A 20,896-nucleotide genomic window follows, 5' to 3' on the forward strand; every position below is an offset into this window, starting at 1 on the left:
GCCATCGGCGCGCCCGCACACACACTGGAGAACACCCATGACCTCAACATCGAAATCCCGATTCACCCGACGCGGCGCCACCATCGCTGCCCTCGCAGCGGGGCTTGTCCTGATTGCGCCAGCTGCGGCGCAGGCACACGTAGGCGTCAGCCCCGACACTGTTCAGCCCGACGGCTCCGCCGTGATCACCTTCTCGTTCACGCACGGTTGCGACAACTCCCCCACGACGGCGCTGCGCATCACGATGCCAGAGGGGCTGAGTTCCGTCTCCCCCACGGTGGATGCGTCGTGGGACATCGCCGTCGAGCGGGCAGACAACGGCCTCGTCTCAGCGGTCACCTACACCGCTGTCGCTCCCATCCCCGGTGATCTACGGGGCGCTGCGAGCATGGCTATCCGCGTGGGAGAAAACGCTCCTGAATCACTCGCGTTTCCGGTGGAGCAGCAGTGCGAGGTCGGAGTCGCGGAATGGACGGAGATCGCCGAAGACGGCGCCGACCCGCACGATCTCGACGCCCCGGCACCCGTCGTGACCGTGACAGCGGATGATCAGAGCACAGCGGATGCCACCCACGGTGACCACGGCGACACACAATCTGCCAATACACAGGAGAACGGCGCCCAGGAGAACGACGCGGTCCTGGCAGAAGATTCTGCCGCTGGCTCGCTCGGTACGATCCTCGGCGCTGGCGGGCTGCTCGCCGGCGTTGCGGCACTGGTGGTCGCGGTACTCGCGTACCGCCGCGCTGCGTCGCGCTGAAGAACCTAGCGCTCAGGAGTCCTGTCAGGGGCGCGCCCGCCGCGTGTGCGAGCACGTCCCTGACAGCGGCTCATGAGATCATTAGGGTGCTATGTCGACCACTCAGCCCAGCCTTCCTCCCGTGCTCCGTCCCGTCGCTCCGCCACAGCGGGCACTGACGGAGCTCGCCTCGCGCTTTGCCACCGCCACCCGCGGTGAGATCGCCGATATCACCCTGACCGGAATCACTCTCGCCACCGCTGATCTGCGGGCCGGCGAAGCGTTCGTCGCCATCCAGGGAGTCAATAAACACGGCGCCGAGTTCGCCGTAGCCGCAGCAGAGAAGGGCGCCGTAGCGGTCATCACCGATGAAGCCGGCGCTGATATCGCCGCAGCGGCCGGACTTCCGATCGTGATCGTCGATGACCCACGCGGAATTCTGGGCGCGCTGAGCGCCTGGGTCTACGGCACCGGCGCGGATGATGACCTGCCATTGCTGTTCGCCACCACCGGCACGAACGGCAAGACCAGCGTCTCGCATCTACTCGAAGGCATCCTCGGCCAGCTTGACGTCGTGACCGGCTTGTCCTCCACAGCAGAGCGCCACATCGCGGGCGAGGTCATCGTCTCCAGGCTCACCACGCCAGAGGCATCCGAGATGCATGCACTGCTCGCGCTGATGCGCGAGCGCGACGTCGAAGCTGTCGCCGTAGAGGTCAGTGCACAGGCGCTTTCACGTCAGCGCGTGGACGGCATCGTCTTCGATGTCGCCGGCTTCACGAACCTCAGTCACGATCACCTCGACGACTACGTCGATATGCAGGAATACTTCGAAGCGAAGCTGCCACTGTTCCGACCAGACCGCGCACGTCGCGCGGTCATCTGCCTTGACTCAGCCTCCGGCGTCGACGTCGTGGTCGCCGCGGAGATCCCCGTGGTGACGGTCGGCACGCCGTCTATAGCCGCTGACGCCGACAGTGCGGCGCGAGCCGACTGGGTCGTCACGATCGATGAGGAGCGCCAGCGCGGTACCCGCTTCACGATGGTCGGTCCCGAAGGTCGCACACTCACCACGGTCGTTCCGGTCATCGGCCCCCACATGGCAGCCAACGCTGCCCTCGCGATCGTGATGCTGCTGGAAGGCGGCTATGCCTGGGAGCGGATCACCGCGGCGCTCGAGCGCGATGGCCGCATCAACGCGTACTTGCCTGGACGCACCGAGCTCGTCTCGGGTGACACAGGCCCCGCAGTGTTCGTCGACTTCGGGCATTCTCCCGACGCGTTCGAGAAGACACTCGCCGCCATCCGTCGTGTGACCCCCGGTCGCACCGTGATGCTGTTCGGCGCCGATGGAGACCGCGACGCGACGAAGCGCCACGACATGGGCCGCACTGCGGTCGAAGGCAGCGACATCCTCGTGGTGACCGATCACCATCCTCGTTTCGAGAATCCGGAATCGATCCGCGCAACCCTGATCGAGGGCGCTCGTCTGGCGCAACCGGATGCGGAGATCCACGAGTTCTCACCGCCCGAGAGAGCGATCATCGCCGCAGTCGGCATGGTCGGCGAGGGGGATGCGATCCTGTGGGCGGGTCCAGGGCACCAGGATTACCGCGACATCCGCGGGATGCGCACGCCGTACTCGGCCCGTGAGCTTGCTCGTCGTGCGCTCCGCGACGCCGGCTGGCCGGTGCCAGAGCCGCACTGGCCTGTGCCATACCCCGACTGAGCGTCAGCTCGCGGCGATCAGCTGATCTGCTGTCGCCCTGGCCCAGGCCTCAGCCTCGGCAAGAGACTCGACAGTCAGCTGGTCCGGTGAGTCGTGCGCATCGACCACTCGTGCGATCGTGTCAACGATGCCAAGGAACGGTAGCCGACCTTCGTGGAACGCGTCGACGGCCTGCTCGTTGGCCGCGTTGAACACCGCGGGGAACGTGCGGCCGGCACGACCAACACTCTTCGCAAGCGTAACGGCAGGGAATGCCTCGTCGTCAAGCGGCTCGAAGTCCCAGCTGCTCGCCTGAGTCCAATCCAGCGGCCGTCCGACGCCGCCGATGCGATGCGGCCAGTCCAGCGCGAGCGAGATCGGCAGTCGCATGTCGGGAGGTGAAGCCTGCGCGATCGTCGATCCGTCGATGAACTCAACCATCGAGTGCACGATCGACTGCGGGTGGACGACGACCTGGATGTCGTCATAGTCGACGTCGAACAGCAGGTGCGCTTCGATGACCTCGAGCCCTTTGTTCACGAGCGTCGCCGAATTCGTCGTGACGACGCGGCCCATGTCCCACGTCGGGTGCGCGAGCGCCTCAGCAGGTGTAACGGACGCCATCTGCTCACGGGTGCGTCCGCGGAATGGGCCACCGGATGCCGTGACGACGAGTCGACGGATCTCATCGTGCGTACCGGAGCGCAGCGCCTGCGCGAGCGCCGAGTGTTCGGAGTCAACGGGAACGATTTGCCCCTCGGCTGCTGCCGCGGTGACGAGAGCACCGCCGACGATCAGTGACTCCTTGTTAGCGAGGGCGAGCGTGCGTCCTGCCTTCAGCGCTGCCAGTGTCGAGCCGAGCCCGATCGATCCGGTGATCGCATTGAGAACGACATCTGCTTCCACATCCCGAACGAGTTGTTCTGCCTGCTCGGCCCCGAGCGCAGTGTCATCGACCTGGAACTGCTCGGCCTGCTGACTCAGGAGTTCTGCATTGCTGCCAGCGGCCAATCCCACCAGCTCGAAGCGACGAGGATTGGCACGGATGACGTCAAGCGCCTGGGTGCCGATGGAGCCGGTGGAGCCGAGAACAATGATGCGACGCATGTCGCCAGCCTATGCCCCGGCCCCGTCGCTCGACGTGCGGCGAACCTATTATCCGGCCACCGGGTGCATGGTCGCGAGGATGTCGATCACGAAGACGAGAGTCTGACCCTTCAGGTCAGCGTCGTTGACTTCGCCCTCGCCGTAACCCAGTGCCGGGGGGATGACGACGAGCACCTGCGAGCCGACCTTCTGCCCTGCGAGTGCCTGGACGAAGCCAGGAACGTAGCCGTTGCCTTCGCTCGAGATCGGCGCACCATTGGCCCAGGAGGAGTCGAAGACCTCGCCGCTGTCCCAGCCGACGCCGTGGTACTGGAGCAGAGTGGTGTCGCCGTCTTCAACGGCAATACCATCACCCTCCTTGAGTACAGCGATCTGCAGTTCGGCGGGGGCATCAGCATCGGGGATCTCGACGGTCGGAGCGCCATCCTCGTCGAGCGTGACGATCGGCATGCCGTCCACCGGCGCCTGCTCCTCACCCCATGCTGCAGAGACGATGTCGAGAACATCGAGGACGTAGAACTGTGCGGCTGCGTCCTCGGACGTGGGGAACACGATGGAGAGGCGCGAGCCAACGCTCGCGCAACCGATGAGCTGACCCAGCGGAGCATCCGCCGTCAACGCGGCGGGAAGGAGCTCGCCACCGACGTAGCCGGCATCGCCGATGCGCTCCCCGGTGTCACCGTCGAAGGCGCTCAACGCATAGCTGACGAAGTCGCCGTCGGCGATCGTGGCGCCATCGCCCTCGCTGAGCACGGTGCGCTGGGCTTCGTCAACCTGCTGCCCGAGTTCGAAAGTGGCGGTCGATGCAGTGCCGAAGTCACCATCGATGGTGACCTCCTCGGCTGCTGTACCCGACTCGACCGTTGATGAGCAGAGATCAGTCGCCTTGGGATCGGCTTCGTCTCCCGTCACGCCTTCGGTGCCAGCGCATCCAGCCAGAAGCAGGATTGCGGCGGCGATGGTGGACAGAGCGATAAGCGAGCGGTTGCGCACAGTGAGACCTCAAGATCGTAGGGAGAGACAACTCATGTTCTCGCATTCGCCTTTGCCCCTGCTGAGAGGCACCATTGATCGACATGGATGTCGGCGGCTGTTTGTCCATGCCATCGATGGCATGGATCGCGGAGTAGCCTAATCTGATGACCTCTGAGCAGTCCGGCACTCCCGAGCCGACCCCTGAGACGACTACGGAGCCGGAAGCAGAGGAGACCGACGTAGCGGAATCCGACGCAGAGGAGACCGCACCGCCACGCCATCCAGGGACAATCTATGCTTCAGGCCGCGCTCTGGCTCGCATCATGTACCGCCCGCACGTCGAGGGTCGCAGCAAGGTCCCGACAAATGGCCCCGTGATCTTCGCGAGCAACCATCTGTCTTTCATCGACTCGATCGCGATCCCGGTCGCCGCACCCCGCCCTGTGCATTTCCTAGCGAAGTCGACGTACTTCGAAGGAACCGGGTTCCGCGGCACGATGATGCGCAAGTTCTTCCAGTCCATCGGTGCCATCCCTGTTCGCCGCGGCGCGGGTCAGGCAGCGCTCAACGCGTTGGACCAGCAGCGACAGCTGCTGGATGAAGGGCTCGCCGTGGCGCTTTACCCGGAGGGCACCCGCTCCTCCGATGGGCGTCTGTACAAAGGACGCACCGGAGTGGCGTTCCTCGCTCTGCAGACGGGAGCCCCCGTCGTTCCGGTCGGCCTCATCGACACTGACACTGTGATGCCGAAGGATGCCAAGATGCCCTCGATGAAGAAGCGAGTCACCGTCCGATTCGGTGACCCGATCGATGTGTCAGTGCACGGACCTGCCACGAGCGGCAAAGCTCGCCGCCTCGCCACCGACGAGATCATGACAGCGATCCATGCCCTCAGCGGTCAGGAACTCGCCGGCGTCTACAACGAGCCTCCTGCACAGGGCGCGATCGAGAAGATCAAGCAGGCCCTGCCGCACGAGCGACGCTGACCTACGCGGCCGCCGTGACCGTCGCCTCGTGACGAACCGGAAAGTTCACTGAGTTCGCGATGAAGCACATGCGGTGTGCATCTTCGTGTGCGCGCTCTGCAGCCTCGATCATCGACGCATCTGCGACAACAACCTCTGGTCGGAGCAGAACGTCGGTGAAAGCGCCGCCGCTTCTGCCGTCTTCGGTCATCACACCGCTTGCATCGTCGCGGTACGAGACCACGACTACACCGGCAGTCACGCAGGCATGCAGGTAGGAAAGTAGGTGGCATTCCGAGAGCGCGGCCAACAGCAGATCCTCTGGGTTCCACCGCTCGGGATCGCCGCGAAACGGCTTGTCGGCAGATGCCAGCAGCTGCGGCTTGCCATCGACCTTGATGGTGACTTCTCGGGAATAGTCTCTGTACCCGCTGGTGCCGCTGCCGCGGTTGCCGTCCCACGTGGCTGTGAGTACGTAGTGGTGTTCACCGAGAGTCATGTCGTCAGTCTGACACGGAGCGCCGACACGGTGCCAGCGTCGTATGCCAACGCCGTGTGCCAACACGGTGCGCCAGACCGGTGGCGAAAGCCGACGGGGCTAGGCTTGTGAGGTGCTGGAGACTCTTACTGTCGCGGATGCTGTCGAACTTGCCGTCGTCGAACGAAGCGGATTCGTTGAATCCCGTCATTCGGGGGCGGCGATCGTGCTCTCCCCTGACGGAGAGGTCCTCCGAAAGCTCGGAAACCCCGATGCTCTGATCCTCCCCCGATCCAGCCTGAAGCCGTTGCAGGCCGTCGCATGCGTCACCGCGGGTGCAGATCTGGCCGGTGAGCAGCTCGCCCTCGCGACGGCAAGTCACGTCGGCACGGATCGGCATGCGGATGTCGTCCGTGACGTACTCATGGCCGGTGGACTCACTGAAGACGACCTGGCGTGCCCGTCGGCATGGCCCAGTGACAGCACCAGCCGCGACGAACTCGTCCGCGAACACGGCCAGCAGTCGCGCATCCGCATGAACTGCTCGGGCAAGCACGCCGCGATGCTACGTGCCTGCGTTGCAACCGGCTGGCCGGTCAAGGGATATCTCGACCCTTCGCACCCGTTGCAGTTGCACATCCGCGAAGTCATCGAGCGGCTGACCGGCGAGAAGATCGCACACACTTCCGTGGACGGCTGCGGTGCCCCAGTGCATGCCATGACGCTTTCTGGTCTCGCCCGTGGCATCCACCGCATCGGCACGGCATCAGAGCGTTCGCCATTTGCCCTGCACCGCGTTGCCGGCACCCTCGTTCGCGCTGTCAAAGAGAATCCGTGGACGATCGAAGGTCCTGGCAAGCCGGACACCGTCGCGATCGAGACCCTCGGGGTCTTCACCAAAGGCGGCGCCGAAGGAATCATGGTCATGGTCGCGCCGAACGGTGCCACCGTCGCATTGAAGATGCTCGACGGATCATCACGGGCATCAACGATCGTCGCGGCGACTCTGCTTGCACACGCCGGAGCTCTCAGCGACGCTGATGTGTCCGCCCTATCCAACGCACTTCCCCTCGCCGTACTCGGTGGCGGGAGCGACGTCGGGATGATCCGTCCCGGCGCCGCCATTTGATGCCCTGACCCAGGGCCATGATCCCCTCAAAGTCGAGGGTGGAGAGGAGCCACGATGAGGATCAGCGTCCCCGCCGAGGTGAAGAACAACGAGTACCGCGTCGCGCTGACGCCATCGGGTGTGCACGATCTGATCAGCGCAGGACACGAGGTGTTCGTGCAGTCCGGAGCAGGTGCGGGCTCATCTATGCCGGATGCGGAGTATGTCGAAGCTGGCGCGACGCTGGTGGATGAAGCGAGCGACGTCTGGGAACGCGCCGAGCTGCTCCTCAAAGTCAAAGAGCCGATCGCCTCGGAGTACGACTACTTCCGCGAGGATCTGACGCTCTTCACCTATCTGCACCTGGCAGCGAACCGCGCTCTGACCGAGCGGCTGATTGCCGATCGAGTCACCGCCATCGCCTATGAAACAGTGCAGCTACCTGGTGGCGGGCTGCCGCTGCTCGCCCCAATGAGTGAAGTCGCAGGACGCCTTGCTCCCCTGGTCGGCGCGAACACCCTGATGCGCTCTAACGGAGGACTCGGCCTGCTGATGTCTGGCGTGCCAGGGACGAGGCCTGCGACGGTTACCGTGATCGGCGGCGGCGTCGCCGGTGCGAATGCGGCCGTGATTGCCAGCGGCATGGGTGCAGACGTCACGATCTTCGACACGAACATCCCTCGCTTGCGGATGCTGGATGACCACTTCGGCGGACGAGTGAAGACTGCGGCATCCAACCCGCTGGACCTGCGAAGAGCCGTACTGGACTCCGATCTCGTCATCGGCTCTGTGCTCATCCCTGGTGCACGCGCACCCAAGCTCGTCACAAACGAAATGGTCGCGCAGATGCGGCCAGGCAGCGTTCTCGTCGACATCGCGGTTGATCAGGGCGGATGCTTCGAAGACACCACGCCCACCACGCACGATGACCCGACCTTCATTGTCCACGGCACGGTGTTCTACTGCGTGGCCAACATGCCAGGGGCCGTGCCCAACACGTCCACGTCCGCACTCACCAACGCGACCCTGCCGTACATCCGCCAGATTGCCGGTCGTGGGTGGAAGGATGCCCTGCGGGCGGATCCCGCGCTCGCTGCCGGTGTGAACACAGCGGGAGGAGCTGTGATCAACGCGGGCGTCGCAATGGCTCACGGGCTGGAGGCGCAGCCGCTCGCCGCCGCTCTCCAGTAACCGCCGCTCTCCAGTAGTCATCGCCGCCGAGAGTCATCGCCCACCGAGCCCTGGAACAATCACACGTTGTGGCGAGCCACCGTCGCGAAGCGACCAGGCACGCCCCATGTGCGTCTCAGCGTATGGCGGCAGCTCGCGGCAGCCGGCCAGGGACCGCAGTTCGCTCGGGCACTCGGCGAGGATCAGCATCTCCCCCTCAACGCGAATCCTTTGCCACAGAGTGAACTGCCGCTGCCAACTCTCGGCATCACCGACCAAGATCATCGGTGCTGCAGGTGATGAGAAAGTCAGGGTCGACGTCTGCTGCGCCGCCGCGGATGGATCCGGAGTGCGCTCGCCCACCGGCACCACTTCGCACTCTGGGAACGCGCTACGCAGCGCCTCGACGCTGCGACGAACCCCGGGCGCGATGACCCCGACGATGGCCGCGGCCGGCGCCCACGTGCGAGTGGCAGAATCTACTATTTCGCCGTTGACCACACTCATGTCATCCGCGCTCGTCGGGACAGATGTTGCGGCGTCCGCCTCGACCCACGCGATCTGCAGCTCGAGCTCGTCGATTCGCCCACGTCCTGCCGGACGATCACGACGGTAGCCATCGTTGTCGCCGCCAGCAGCAAGGTGCTCCATCTTGGTGCCCATCCTCAGCAGCATTCGCGCCGGCAGCGAGTCCACAACTCGAGCAATCTGTCCTGATGCACGCCCCGTTGTGATCACGACAGTGCATCCGCGCGCGGCGGCTGACCGCACCAATTTCTCGAAGCGATCGATGAACACCTGCGCGTGCTCGACCGGGAACGACGCTGTGAGCTGGTCGAGATCGTCACACAACACAAGATCTGCTCTCCCCTGGCCGCCCTCGGCCAACTCCGCCACAACATCCCAGGCGCGTTCCTGATCAGCAGGAATCAGAACCGCCCGGTCGCTCTGCGCCGCCAGCACCCGCAGCACGCTCGATCGGCCTGATCCACTGCCACCGATCACCGCTATGCCGCGGTCAACGCCGGGACGCAGCATTCTCAGCGTTTGACGCTGTCGATCCGGCTCGTCGACCAATCCGAGAAGCAATGCGTCCTCAAGGTCATGCGCGCTGCGCAGTTCGTTCAGGGTCACTAGGCCGGGAAGCGGTGGCATCCACGGGCTCAGGGGTTCCACTGAGCTTTCCCACCGTGACGCGGCTCCGCGCAGATCTGCCGCGCCCGTCAGCGCGATGCGAACGGCCACAGCTTCCGAGTCTTGCGGACGACGCACGAACGCGAGTCCACGTGAACCGGCGCCGCCCGGCAGATCTGCCGCATCATCCGATCCGATAACGAGACGGCTATCTGCCGCTTCCGTCACGCGCAGGCTCACTCGGAGCGGACAGTTCGCCGCCAGCGCGTCGCGGATCACGCCGGCTGCTCGCTGCGTGCCGAGGATCAGGTGCATACCCAGCGCTCGTCCCCGTGCCGCGATATCCGTGAACACGACCCCGAGATCAGAATGCTCCTGCAAGAGCGCGGCGAACTCATCGACCACGATCACGAGGCGTGGCAGCTGACCATTCGCTTCGGCGATGTTGCGGGCACCCAGGTCGGCGAGTACCGCCTCCCGCCGCCGCAGCTCGGCCGTGAGGCTCTGCACACCGCGCCTGGCACCCTCTTCATCAAGATCGGTCATCACCGCAGCGACATGCGGCAGCGCTCGCAACGGGTCGAAAGCCGTACCACCTTTGAAATCCGCGAGCACGAATGCCACTTCCTCCGGACCGTGTGACCTGGCCATCGCCGCGATCCACGTGACCAGAAGCTCGCTCTTTCCTGACCCCGTCATCCCGGTCACGATGGCGTGTGGGCCGTCCTCGACGAGATCGAGGAACACGTCCGCAGTCTCTGTGCGTCCGATCGCAGCACGAAGTCCCTGCGCGTCATCACTCGGAGTGGTCATCAGATCTGCCAGGGCGACGCTGTCCGGCAGCTGCGCGACATCACCCTCACGATCGACGCTGCTCGACGCGATGGCCACAGCCTGTGCACGTGAGAGGCACTCCATGACGATCTCCTCGACACCGGCGCTGGTTCGAAGCCGCGCATGCGTCGGATCAGTGCAGTCGACGACGGTCGTCACTCCCTCTGGCACATCACCATCACCGCGGCATACCCGCACCTGCGCCGAGGCATCCGAACCCTCATCTCCGTCGCCCATCACTACGGCGAGACGCCACGCACCACGACGAGGCCGGCCTGCATGCGGAAACCCACTCAGCCCCAGTGGTTCAAGCCCGTCACCCACCAGTGCGAGCTGCGCAGGGGCATGCCGCAGGCAGAGCTGCACGATGAGGGCGCGCGCAGCGGCCGCGGTTATCGGTGTCGGTCCACGGAAGCAGACACCTCGTCGCATCGGCACGATGATTGGAACATCAGTGACGTTCGCCGCGCGTTCCCGGAAGGTTCGGGCCCGTTCGCTCTCATCACCCGTCACCCGCAGTGCGCTGCGCTGAGATCCCGCGCCGATGACCAACGCTGTGGAGTCATCAATGGGCTGTAGATCGCGAAGCGGCGGATCTTGCACGCTCGCCGCGGCATCTGGATGGACCCGCCGCAACTCACGACGCTCGCGCTGGTGCCGCCGACGAAGCTCCTGCTCAGCACGACGCCATCCGGCAGACTCTTCCTCGGCCGCTACACGTCGATCTCGACGCTTGGTGCGCAGGCCATCCAGCAAGGAAGCGCCGATCATCAACGGGCCGAGAGCGGCGAAACACAGAGAGAAGATCGATCCGGTCACCAGCCACAACACCACACCCGCAGCGATAGGGACGACGGCAGCGAGCACAGGCACGGGCTGCTTGCGAGGTTCCGCGGCGACAACCGGAAGCGTGAGCGGTTCGAGGTCCATGCCCCTATTGCACGACGTCCGATATCGACGGATGCCGTTGTCCACAGCCCGATCGGACTATTGGTCAGTCTGCTCCGGTGTGGAGGAAGAGTCATCGACCGTGGAAATCACCGACGTGGCAACCGCGTCGGTGAGATGCGCTGTCCCGGTACGCTCAACCTTCAGGATGATCAGAGTCACGTTGTCACGCCCGCCGTTCTCCAACGCCGCCGCGAGCATCGCGTCCGCCGCTTTCGCTGGATCCGGCTGCTCCCGCAAAAAATGCTGGATGCCGTAATCGGTGAGTTCCTTGGTCAAACCGTCCGAGCAGATCACGAAACGGTCACCGTCGAGCACCTCAATACCGAGGTAATCAGGTGCGGTGAGCTCGCTGGCGCCCACCGCGCGAGTGATGACGTTGCTGTAGGGGTGGCTCTCTGCCTCTTCTGGGCTGAGCTTGCCGGAACTGATCAGCTCCTGAACCACGGAATGGTCTGTGGTGACCTGCACCAGACGCTCTTCGCGCAGTAGGTAAACCCGCGAGTCGCCGATGTTCAAAGACACCCACCGCGGTTCCTCGGTGGCCGTTTCAAGGAAAACACCGGTGAGCGTCGTTCCAGTGCCCTCATCGGTAGTCTCTGGATGAGCCGCAATGTCTTCGACTGCACGCTCGAGTGCGTTCTCGATTGCACCGGTCGTCACTGTGCCTGAATCGACGACTTCTTGCAGACGAGCGATGGTGTTCTGGCTGGCGATCTCGCCACCGGCATGCCCGCCCATGCCGTCCGCCACGACGAACAGCGGATACTGGGCGAGGAAAGCGTCCTGGTTGTTGTCACGGCGAAGGCCAGTGTCAGTAATACCGGCCCAGGTCAGAATGACGTCATCACCGTCGGCGACGACAACGCGTTGAGTCTGCGTGGTCGTGTCAGACAAAAGGGGCCTCCGGTGTGAATGCGGCGAATCGGGCAACCGCAGGGTACTCAGACATCGTAGTAGAACTGTGCGCGGTGTGCGCTAAGGCGCTGCGGCATGACCATGTGTCAACGCTATCGGAGTATGCGGGGCGACACGACGAAGGACCCCCGATCGAAATCGAGAGTCCTTCATCCAGCATGATGCCGAGTTCAGCTCATCACGCAGGCGGCTGCGTCGGGTCGACCGGCGGTGCGGGCGGAACCGGTGGTGCCGCGGGAGGAGCCGGGGGCGCCGTCGGTGCTGACGGAGGCGGTGTCACCGGGGGCACTGCCGGAGCTGCGGGCGCGGCGGGAGGCGTGGCCGGTCCAGCAGGCGGCTGGTAACCAGGCGCCGCAGGCTGCGGGTACCCGGGGGCTGCTGGCTGCTGGTATCCGGGTGCGGGCGGCTGATAGCCCTGCGGCGGAGCGTAGCCCTGCGGCGGGGCATAACCCTGAGGAGCTGCGCCGTAGCCGGGCGCTGCCTGCACCGAGGACTGAGCCGGAATCCCGTCCCAGACCGTGCGGTCGCCGAAGAACGCGTTGCCAGCCCACGGAGCGGGAGGAAGCTGGGTGTTCCAACGCGACTTGTCAAAGGCGTTGATGCCAAGCCAGATGATAGACAGGAAGATGTAGAGAACGACCCACGCGCCCTCCTTCTGAAGCTTCTGACCTACGCGGTATGCGGCGAGCACCATGAGCACACCAGCAGCAGCCGAGAACAGATAGCCGATGCCGATCCAGCTCAACAGGACCGCGCCACCGATGCTGTAGAGAATCAACCAGGGGCTCAGGTCACCGAGCTTGAGGAAGATCATTGAGTTGTAGACCGGAACCCACGCGCGCCATTTGCCCTGGACGCCAGCCTTTTCAAAGATCTTCATCAGGAACAGCGACGTCAGCACATAAGCGATGACCGCGAAAATAAAGCCGAACAGCAGCGCCACGATCAGTACGGCTGCCGCAGCGCCGCTGTCGTTATAGTAATAGTCCATTAGCCCCTCCATGGAATAAGCGACGCATTCCGCGTCGCGTGAAACACATTAGCGTGCCTGTGGGTCGACACACCATGCCAGCGTGCCGTGTCGAGTCACTGCTCCACGACAAGTTCGATCACGCCTGGCTGCTCACCCGGCCGAATGTCGATCCCTCGCGCACTCGCCCATTCCCGCAATGAGTTCACTCCCCGGACCCGCGGTCGGTCGTCAGACAGCGCACGTACCAACTCCCCTTTCGCCTTCTTATTGAAGTGATTGAGGGCGCGTCCGTGCTCGGTGACCACGCGCACATACGCAGACGGAACGGATGCCGGCAGCGGACCGAGCGCAACATAAGCCTCGCTGCGGAGGTCGAGAACGAAGGATGGAGCTTCCTGCGCGATAGCGGCGGATGTCGCATCCGCCCAGTGTCGGCGCAATGGCGCAACTCCTGGTAGCGATGCACCTGCGGCGAGCCGGTACGCGGGGATGCGGTCGAGCGCGCCGACCGGGCCGAACGGCGCCGAGTGGATCCACGCGTGCTGCCCGATCCATCGCCTTGCACTGGTACCAAGTTCGGCGGCATCCAGCGCGTCGTACAGCACTCCGGTGTAGCGATCGATCGCGGGCATCGTTGGCGCGGAGCGCAACGCCGCGTTGTGTTCGATGTCACCCAGCTGGCGATCACTCAGCTTGAGCACACGGCGCGCTTCGAGCGAATCCCCCGCCAAGGCGATGAGTGCGTCGACAACTGCCGTGCGCTGAGCGGCCAGCTCAGGTAAGGCGAGAGCGTCAAGGTCCAGCGGCCTTCCACGTCCGCCAACGCGCTTGGTCTCCGAAGGAGGAAGCAGAATCTTCATGGTCTCCACAGTGCCGACTCGGCTGAGCTGCGCCAGCAGGCGAGAACGCGCCCGCCCATCATCTCAAGGATGATGGGCGGACGCGTCCGCGATGAGTTGTTTCAGGCGATGAGCGCCGCGTTGCCCGCGACAACCGTCAGCTGGTTTCCCTCCATGGAGAGGAAACCATCCTGAGCGTTGGCAAGCACCTTGGTGCCGTCCAGCTGGGTGATGCGCACCTGGCCCTCAGCGAGGATGGCCAGGATCGGCTCGTGGCCGGTCATGATGCCGATTTCACCCTCGACGGTCTTCGCGACGACGAGAGTCGCTTGCCCCGTCCAGATCTCCGCGTCTGCAGAGACGAGGCTGACATTGAGCGCCATGATCAGCCGTTGTCCTTCTGGATCTGAGCCCACTTCTCTTCCACGTCGGAGAGACCACCGACGTTGAAGAAGGCCTGCTCAGCCACGTGGTCGAGGTCACCCTTGGCGATCGCGTCGAACGACTCGATGGTCTCCTTGAGCGGAACCGTCGAACCCTCGACACCGGTGAACTTCTTCGCCATGTAGGTGTTCTGCGAGAGGAACTGCTGGATGCGACGTGCACGAGACACGACGATCTTGTCTTCCTCGGAGAGCTCATCGACACCGAGGATGGCGATGATCTCCTGCAGTTCCTTGTTCTTCTGAAGGATCTGCTTGACCGTGGTTGCAACGCGGTAGTGGTCCTCGCCTAGGTAGCGGGGGTCCATAATGCGCGACGTCGAGGTCAGCGGGTCGATAGCGGGGTACAGACCCTTAGACGCGATCTCACGGCTGAGCTCGGTCGTCGCGTCAAGGTGCGCGAAGGTCGTAGCCGGAGCCGGGTCGGTGTAGTCGTCGGCCGGGACGTAGATCGCCTGCAGCGAGGTGATCGAGTGGCCACGCGTCGAGGTGATGCGCTCCTGGAGGAGGCCCATCTCGTCAGCGAGGTTCGGCTGGTAACCCACGGCGGAGGGCATGCGGCCGAGCAGCGTGGAAACCTCAGAGCCAGCCTGCGTGAAGCGGAAGATGTTGTCGATGAACAACAGCACGTCCTGCTTCTGCACGTCACGGAAGTACTCCGCCATCGTCAGAGCCGACAGGGCAACGCGCAGGCGCGTTCCCGGCGGCTCGTCCATCTGGCCGAAGACAAGGGCGGTCTTCTCGAAGACGCCTGCCTCTTCCATTTCGTGGATGAGGTCGTTGCCCTCACGGGTACGCTCACCGACACCGGCGAACACCGACACACCACCGTGGTCCTGCGCAACGCGCTGGATCATTTCCTGGATGAGGACGGTCTTGCCAACACCTGCACCGCCGAAGAGACCGATCTTTCCACCCAGCACGTAAGGCGTGAGAAGGTCGATCGACTTGATGCCGGTCTCGAACATCTGAGTCTTCGACTCAAGCTGGTCGAAGGGCGGGGCCTGCCGGTGGATCGGCCAGCGCTCGGTGATCTCGATCTGCTCGCCAGGCTCGGCGTTGAGCACCTCGCCGATCACGTTGAAGACCTTGCCCTTGGTGACGTCACCGACGGGAACCGAAATCGGCTCACCGGTGTCGCGCACCTCCTGGCCGCGGATGATGCCATCGGTGGGCTTCAGTGCGATGGCGCGGATCAGATCGTCACCGAGGTGCTGTGCAACCTCGAGGGTAATCTCGGTCGACTCCTCGCCGATGACGATGGTTGTCTTCAACGCGTTGTAGATGTCAGGAATCGAGTCGTGCGGGAACTCGATGTCGACGACCGGGCCCGTGACGCGTGCGACGCGCCCGACGACCGCGGTCCCAGCCTCAGCTGTGGCGGTGGGGGTCATATCTTCGTCTCTTTCTTGATGGTCTATTTGCTCGAGGAGAGGGCGTCGGCACCGCCGACGATCTCAGCGATCTGCTGCGTGATCTCCGCCTGACGCGCGTTGTTGCGCAGACGGGTGTAGTCGGTGATGAGCTTGTCAGCGTTATCGCTGGCAGACTTCATCGCCTTCTGCGTCGCGGCCTGCTTGGCGGCCGACGACTGCAACAGGGCGTTGAAGACCCTGCTCTGGATGTACACCGGCAGGATCGCGTCGAGCACCGTCTCGGCATCCGGTTCGAACTCGTAGAGCGGGTACACCGCTCCACTCGGTTCGGCCGCAGCCTCGTTCTCCACGATCTCCAGTGGAAGCAGGCGCACAGTCTCGGGCGTCTGCGTCATCATGCTGACGAAACGGTTATAGACGAGGTGAAGCTCGTCCACGCCGCCCTCGCCGCCGCCGCGGTTGAAAGCCTCGAGCAGCTTGGCCGAGATCTCCTCCGCCGTCTTGAACTTCGGGGTGTCGGTGTCGCCGGTCCACTCGGCATCCGCCTGGATGCCACGGAACTGGAAGTAACCGACAGCCTTGCGTCCGACGAGGAAGTACACCGGCTCGCTGCCCTGTGAGCGGATGAGCTCACCCAGTTCCATCGCCTCGCGAAGGATCTGCGAGTTGAAGGCACCGGCAAGGCCACGATCGGAGGAGAAGACGACGACGGCAGACCGCCTGATCGCCTCCGGCTCTCGCGTGAGCGGGTGGTCGACATTGGAGTACGTCGCGACGGCAGAGACAGCCTGAGTCACGGCGCGCGCGAAGGGCGACGACGCGCGTACACGCGCCATCGCCTTCTGAATACGCGAAGCCGCGATGAGTTCCATCGCCTTCGTGATCTTCTTGGTCGTCTGAGCAGAAGAGATCTTCTGCTTGTAGACCTTGAGTTGAGCGCCCATGTTTTTAGTTCCTCACGCGATTAAGCGCGACGACCCTTGACGATCTTCTCCTGATTGACGTCATCCACATCAGCAGAAGCGTGCTCCTCGTGGCCGACGGCACCGATGGACTGGCCCTTGCCACCCTGGAACTCAAGGATGAATGCGTCGACCTGCTTTTCGAGCTCGGCGACGGTGTCGTCAGTGAGAAGGTTCGTCTCGCGCAGGGTGTCGAGCACTGTGGAGTTACGACGCAGGTGGTCGAGTAGCTCGCGCTCGAACCGCAGCACGTCCGCGACCTCGATCGTGTCGAGCTTTCCGTTGGTGCCGGCCCAGATCGAGACGACCTGGTCCTCAACCGGGTACGGCGAGTACTGGGGCTGCTTGAGCAGCTCGGTCAGACGCGCACCGCGGTCGAGCTGACGACGCGAAGTCGCGTCGAGGTCGCTCGCGAACATTGCGAAGGCTTCGAGCGAGCGGTACTGCGCGAGCTCGAGCTTCAACGTTCCGGAGACCTTCTTGATCGACTTGACCTGAGCGTCACCGCCGACTCGCGAAACCGAGATTCCCACGTCGACCGCCGGACGCTGGTTCGAGTTGAAGAGGTCGGACTGCAGGAAGATCTGGCCGTCGGTGATCGAGATCACGTTGGTCGGGATGTACGCCGAGACGTCGTTCGCCTTGGTCTCGATGATGGGCAGGCCCGTCATCGAACCGGCGCCGAGCTCGTCGGACAGCTTCGCGCAACGCTCCAGCAGACGGGAGTGCAGGTAGAAGACGTCACCCGGGTATGCCTCGCGGCCCGGCGGACGACGCAGGAGAAGCGAAACGGCGCGGTAGGCCTCTGCCTGCTTCGACAGGTCATCGAAGATGATGAGGACGTGCTTGCCGCCGTACATCCAGTGCTGCCCGATGGCGGAACCTGTGTACGGAGCGATGTACTTGAAGCCGGCCGCGTCGGATGCCGGGGCAGCGACGATCGTCGTGTACTCCAGCGCACCGGCGTCCTCGAGCGCACCCTTGACGGAGGCGATCGTGGAGCCCTTCTGGCCGATTGCGACGTAGATGCAACGAACCTGCTTGTTCGTGTCGCCCGACTCCCAGTTGGCCTTCTGGTTGATGATCGTGTCGATCGCAATGGCCGTCTTGCCGGTCTGGCGGTCGCCGATGATCAGCTGGCGCTGACCACGACCAACGGGGATCATCGCGTCAATTGCCTTGATGCCGGTCTGCATCGGCTCGTGCACGCTCTTGCGCTGCATGACGCCTGGTGCCTGCAGTTCGAGCTCGCGACGACCTTCTGACGCGATGGTGCCGAGGCCGTCGATCGGGTTGCCGAGCGCATCGACGACGCGACCGAGGTAACCGTCACCGACGGGGACCGAGAGAACCTCGCCGGTACGGCGAACTTCCTGGCCTGCCTGGATACCGGAGAAGTCTCCGAGCACCACGGTACCGATCTGGTGTTCGTCAAGGTTCAGTGCGAGGCCCTGCGTGCCGTTGGCGAACGTGAGGAGCTCGTTCGCCATGACGCCGGGCAGGCCCTCGATGTGGGCGATGCCGTCAGCGGCATCCACGACTGTGCCGACCTCGGTCGCTGCGGCGCCTGAGGGCTCGTACGCAGCGGCGAAGTCCTTCAGCGCGTCGCGGATGACGTCGGGGCTGATCGATAGTTCTGCCATTGTCTTCCCTTTGTATTGAGAGAGTCTGCGCGGTTCCCCGCGCGAAATCGTATTAGCCCGCGAGCTTCTGTCGAAGTTCGGCGAGCCGCGCGGAGATGCTGCCGTCGATGACGTCGTCGGCGACCTGCACTCGCAGTCCGCCCACGACTGTGGGATCAATGACCTCGTTGATCGAGATCTGGCCGTCGTAGCGCTTCGCCAGCGACTCGCCGAGGCGAGTGCGCTGAGCAGCTGACAGCGGTGATGCGGTGTGCACAGTGGCAACGATGCGTCCACCCTGCGCCGAGACGATCTTCATCGCTCGGTTCAGGAGCTGACGCACGCGGCGGCCTCGTGGCTGGCGCACCAGCGATGAGACGATCAACGTGGTCGGTGCGCTCACCTTGCCACCGAGCAGCTTCTCTACGAGGCTGCCCTTCGCGGTGTCATCGCCTAGGCGTCCGCCGAGCGCGAGCTCGAGCTCTGCGTTGGCGGCGACAATGCGGAGGAAGGAGAACAGCTCCCCCTCGATGTCTGCCTTGGGCTCAGCGATGGCTGCAGCGCGAATCGCGAGCTCCTCGATGCCGGCGATGAGGCCGTCCTCATCGGACCACCTCTGACCGACAGCCGCGGTGACCAGCTGTCGCGTGACATCTGACGTGCCGCCGAATACCGACGTCACGACCTGCTCCCGAAGTCCTGCGGGAGCGGCCGGGTCCGCAAGCGCGCCGCTCAGCTGTCCGGATTCGCCCACCAGACGCGCCACAGTGAAAAGCTCACTGGCCGTGTCGAGGGTGACGCCCTTCGCCTGAGCGAGGGCCGCCATCGAAACCGCGAGAGCCTGAGTGGTCGCGCTGCCCATTACTTGGCCGCCTTTTCTGCTGCTTCGAGGTCAGCGAGGAAGCGGTCAACGACAGCAGTCGCACGAGCGTCGTCCGAGAGCGTTTCGCCGACCACGCCACCGGCGAGGTCGATGGCGAGCGTGCCTACCTCAGAGCGAAGCGCGACGAGCGTCGTCTGGCGCTCTGCTTCGATCTGCGCCTGAGCTGCGGCGGTGACGCGTGCAGCCTCGGTGGTCGCAGCATCCTTCGCCTCGGCGACGATCTTCTTGCTGTCCTCACGGGCAGCCTCACGGATCTCACCGGCCTCGGTGCGTGCCTCAGCGAGCTGACGGGTGTACTCCTCGAGAGCCGCCTCCGCCTGCTTCTGAGCTTCGTCAGCCTTGGCGATGTTGCCCTCGATCGCGGCGGACCGCTCGTCGAGCATCTTCGCTACGTTCGGAAGCGCGACCTTCCAGGCCACGACCAGGATGATGACGAAGCAGACCGCGGACCAGACGATGTCGTACATCGCCGGAAGAAGCGGGTTGTGCTCCGCTTCTTCGGCTGCGAGCGTGACAAGAGCGTTCAGCATCCTGTCTCCTTACGTGAGGTGGGAACGGATCAGTAGCCGAAGAGGAACGCTACGCCGATACCGACGAACGCGAGCGCCTCGGTGAAGGCGATACCGATCCACATGGTGCCCTGGAGCTTGCCGGACAGCTCAGGCTGGCGTGCGATGCCCTCGATCGTCTTGCCGACGACGATACCCACACCGATGGCCGGACCGATGGCCGCAAGACCATAACCGATGTTGGCGATCGAGCCGGTGATGTCGATGTTGATCTGGGCGAGAACAGAAACAGAATCCACGGATTCTTCCTTTCATTGAGGGGGCCGAAGCGCCCCGATATTAGTGTTCGTCCGCGACTGCGAGCTGAATGTAGACCGCGGTGAGGATGGTGAAGACGTATGCCTGGAGGAAAGCCACCAGGATCTCGAAGGCAGTGAAGGCGAAGCCGAAGGCGAGCGTGCCCGCACCCAGCACCGTCCAGAAGCCACCCATCGAGAAGATGAAGAACTGGGTCGCTGCGAAGAACAGCACCAGCATGAGGTGACCGACCATCATGTTCATCAGCAGTCGCAGCGTGAGTGTGACCGGTCGGACGATGAAGGTCGAGATGAACTCCAGCGGCGCGACGATGATGTACAGAGCCGGCGGAACTCCGGGCGGGAAGAGCGAGTTACGGATGAAGCCCATCGGGCTCTTGCGCAATCCGGCGTAGATGAATGTGACGTACGTGATCACCGCGAGCATCAGCGGCACTGCGATGATGCTCGTTCCCGCAATATTCAGGACCGGTATGACGCCCGTGATGTTGAAGAACAACACCATGAAGAAGATCGTCGTCAGCAGCGGCAGGAAGCGGTCGCCGTCCTTCTTGCCCATCATGTCGTGCGCAACGTTCACGCGAACAATGTCGAAGAGCATCTCGATGACACCCTGACCGCGGCCCGGGATCAGCTTGAGCTTGCGTGTGCCGAGCCAGAGGATGAGGACGACGGCAATGGTGGCAATGAACTGCACCACGTGGATGCGATGCACCGAGAGCGGGCCGATACTGAACAGGATCTCCGGGAAGAACTCTGCGATCGACGGTGGGTGGAATTCATCCGATGCGAATCGGACGAGGAGGCTCGTGGCGTGAGTCAACGTTGCTCCAGCTTCGGGGCGCCGATCAAGATCGAGGCGACGTTTGGGTGAGGAGGTCTAGCTGA

Annotated in this window: 20 protein-coding genes; 5 read left to right on the forward strand and 15 right to left on the reverse strand. The window is 64.0% G+C overall.

Annotated elements, in window-relative coordinates; all coding sequences use genetic code 11:
- Positions 1-37 precede the first annotated feature (37 nt).
- Both AC1C2Q_RS01475 and AC1C2Q_RS01480 read left to right on the forward strand, forming a co-directional pair.
- Positions 38-760, forward strand: coding sequence for a YcnI family copper-binding membrane protein (locus AC1C2Q_RS01475; protein WP_495448731.1), 723 nt, complete (start codon positions 38-40; stop codon positions 758-760).
- 91 nt (positions 761-851) lie between these two features.
- Positions 852-2,468: a Mur ligase family protein gene (locus AC1C2Q_RS01480; RefSeq protein WP_495448732.1), complete on the forward strand. Its 1,617-nt coding sequence runs from the start codon at positions 852-854 to the stop codon at positions 2,466-2,468.
- Positions 2,469-2,471: 3 nt separating this feature from the next.
- On the opposite strand, the gene dxr is transcribed toward AC1C2Q_RS01480, so the two are convergent.
- Positions 2,472-3,554 (reverse strand): 1-deoxy-D-xylulose-5-phosphate reductoisomerase, encoded by a 1,083-nt coding sequence (dxr, locus tag AC1C2Q_RS01485; RefSeq protein WP_495448733.1) that lies wholly within the window; start codon positions 3,552-3,554, stop codon positions 2,472-2,474.
- 48 nt (positions 3,555-3,602) lie between these two features.
- Entirely contained in the window at positions 3,603-4,547 is a 945-nt protein-coding gene (locus AC1C2Q_RS01490; protein WP_495448734.1) for an FKBP-type peptidyl-prolyl cis-trans isomerase, read from the reverse strand.
- A 146-nt stretch (positions 4,548-4,693) separates the two neighbouring features.
- On the opposite strand from AC1C2Q_RS01490, the gene AC1C2Q_RS01495 reads away from it, so the two are divergent.
- Entirely contained in the window at positions 4,694-5,515 is an 822-nt protein-coding gene (locus AC1C2Q_RS01495; protein ID WP_495448735.1) for a lysophospholipid acyltransferase family protein, read from the forward strand.
- 1 nt (position 5,516) lies between these two features.
- Here the strand turns inward: AC1C2Q_RS01495 and AC1C2Q_RS01500 are convergent, their stop codons facing one another.
- Entirely contained in the window at positions 5,517-5,993 is a 477-nt protein-coding gene (locus tag AC1C2Q_RS01500; protein WP_495448736.1) for an OsmC family protein, read from the reverse strand.
- A 112-nt stretch (positions 5,994-6,105) separates the two neighbouring features.
- On the opposite strand from AC1C2Q_RS01500, the gene AC1C2Q_RS01505 reads away from it, so the two are divergent.
- Complete coding sequence (locus AC1C2Q_RS01505) at positions 6,106-7,101, forward strand: asparaginase (RefSeq protein WP_495448737.1); 996 nt, start codon at positions 6,106-6,108, stop codon at positions 7,099-7,101.
- Positions 7,102-7,155: 54 nt separating this feature from the next.
- A complete protein-coding gene (gene ald / locus AC1C2Q_RS01510; protein WP_495448738.1) occupies positions 7,156-8,271 on the forward strand; it encodes an alanine dehydrogenase in 1,116 nt (371 codons plus the stop codon).
- 33 nt (positions 8,272-8,304) lie between these two features.
- Here the strand turns inward: ald and AC1C2Q_RS01515 are convergent, their stop codons facing one another.
- The 12 genes from AC1C2Q_RS01515 to atpB all read right to left on the reverse strand — a co-directional run bounded on the left by AC1C2Q_RS01515 (position 8,305) and on the right by atpB (position 20,831).
- Entirely contained in the window at positions 8,305-11,148 is a 2,844-nt protein-coding gene (locus tag AC1C2Q_RS01515; RefSeq protein WP_495448739.1) for an FtsK/SpoIIIE domain-containing protein, read from the reverse strand.
- A 57-nt stretch (positions 11,149-11,205) separates the two neighbouring features.
- Positions 11,206-12,063, reverse strand: a complete 858-nt coding sequence (locus AC1C2Q_RS01520) for a PP2C family protein-serine/threonine phosphatase (RefSeq protein ID WP_495429300.1) — start codon at positions 12,061-12,063, stop codon at positions 11,206-11,208.
- A 199-nt stretch (positions 12,064-12,262) separates the two neighbouring features.
- Complete coding sequence (locus AC1C2Q_RS01525; protein WP_495448740.1) at positions 12,263-13,075, reverse strand: large exoprotein; 813 nt, start codon at positions 13,073-13,075, stop codon at positions 12,263-12,265.
- Positions 13,076-13,170: 95 nt separating this feature from the next.
- The gene (locus AC1C2Q_RS01530) at positions 13,171-13,917 is read right to left on the reverse strand and encodes a YaaA family protein (RefSeq protein ID WP_495448741.1); all 747 of its coding nucleotides are present in this window, start codon (positions 13,915-13,917) and stop codon (positions 13,171-13,173) included.
- 101 nt (positions 13,918-14,018) lie between these two features.
- Positions 14,019-14,279: a F0F1 ATP synthase subunit epsilon gene (locus AC1C2Q_RS01535; protein ID WP_439278533.1), complete on the reverse strand. Its 261-nt coding sequence runs from the start codon at positions 14,277-14,279 to the stop codon at positions 14,019-14,021.
- A 2-nt stretch (positions 14,280-14,281) separates the two neighbouring features.
- Positions 14,282-15,733 carry a F0F1 ATP synthase subunit beta gene (gene atpD, locus AC1C2Q_RS01540; protein WP_495448742.1) on the reverse strand — a complete coding sequence of 484 codons (1,452 nt, stop codon included), beginning with the start codon at positions 15,731-15,733 and terminating at the stop codon, positions 14,282-14,284.
- A gap of 23 nt (positions 15,734-15,756) precedes the next feature.
- The gene (locus AC1C2Q_RS01545; protein ID WP_495429304.1) at positions 15,757-16,659 is read right to left on the reverse strand and encodes a F0F1 ATP synthase subunit gamma; all 903 of its coding nucleotides are present in this window, start codon (positions 16,657-16,659) and stop codon (positions 15,757-15,759) included.
- Between the two features lie 20 nt (positions 16,660-16,679).
- The gene (atpA, locus tag AC1C2Q_RS01550; protein WP_495429305.1) at positions 16,680-18,320 is read right to left on the reverse strand and encodes a F0F1 ATP synthase subunit alpha; all 1,641 of its coding nucleotides are present in this window, start codon (positions 18,318-18,320) and stop codon (positions 16,680-16,682) included.
- A gap of 52 nt (positions 18,321-18,372) precedes the next feature.
- Complete coding sequence (locus AC1C2Q_RS01555; RefSeq protein WP_495429306.1) at positions 18,373-19,161, reverse strand: F0F1 ATP synthase subunit delta; 789 nt, start codon at positions 19,159-19,161, stop codon at positions 18,373-18,375.
- Entirely contained in the window at positions 19,161-19,712 is a 552-nt protein-coding gene (locus tag AC1C2Q_RS01560; protein ID WP_495429307.1) for a F0F1 ATP synthase subunit B, read from the reverse strand. Before AC1C2Q_RS01560 ends, AC1C2Q_RS01555 begins: the two co-directional genes overlap by 1 nt.
- Positions 19,713-19,741: 29 nt before the next feature.
- On the reverse strand, positions 19,742-19,990 hold the full coding sequence (gene atpE / locus AC1C2Q_RS01565) for a F0F1 ATP synthase subunit C (RefSeq protein ID WP_495429308.1): 249 nt from the start codon (positions 19,988-19,990) through the stop codon (positions 19,742-19,744).
- 40 nt (positions 19,991-20,030) lie between these two features.
- Positions 20,031-20,831 carry a F0F1 ATP synthase subunit A gene (atpB, locus tag AC1C2Q_RS01570; protein ID WP_495448743.1) on the reverse strand — a complete coding sequence of 267 codons (801 nt, stop codon included), beginning with the start codon at positions 20,829-20,831 and terminating at the stop codon, positions 20,031-20,033.
- Positions 20,832-20,896: the final 65 nt, after the last annotated feature.

This window comes from Microbacterium sp. Y356 (assembly GCF_059445355.1).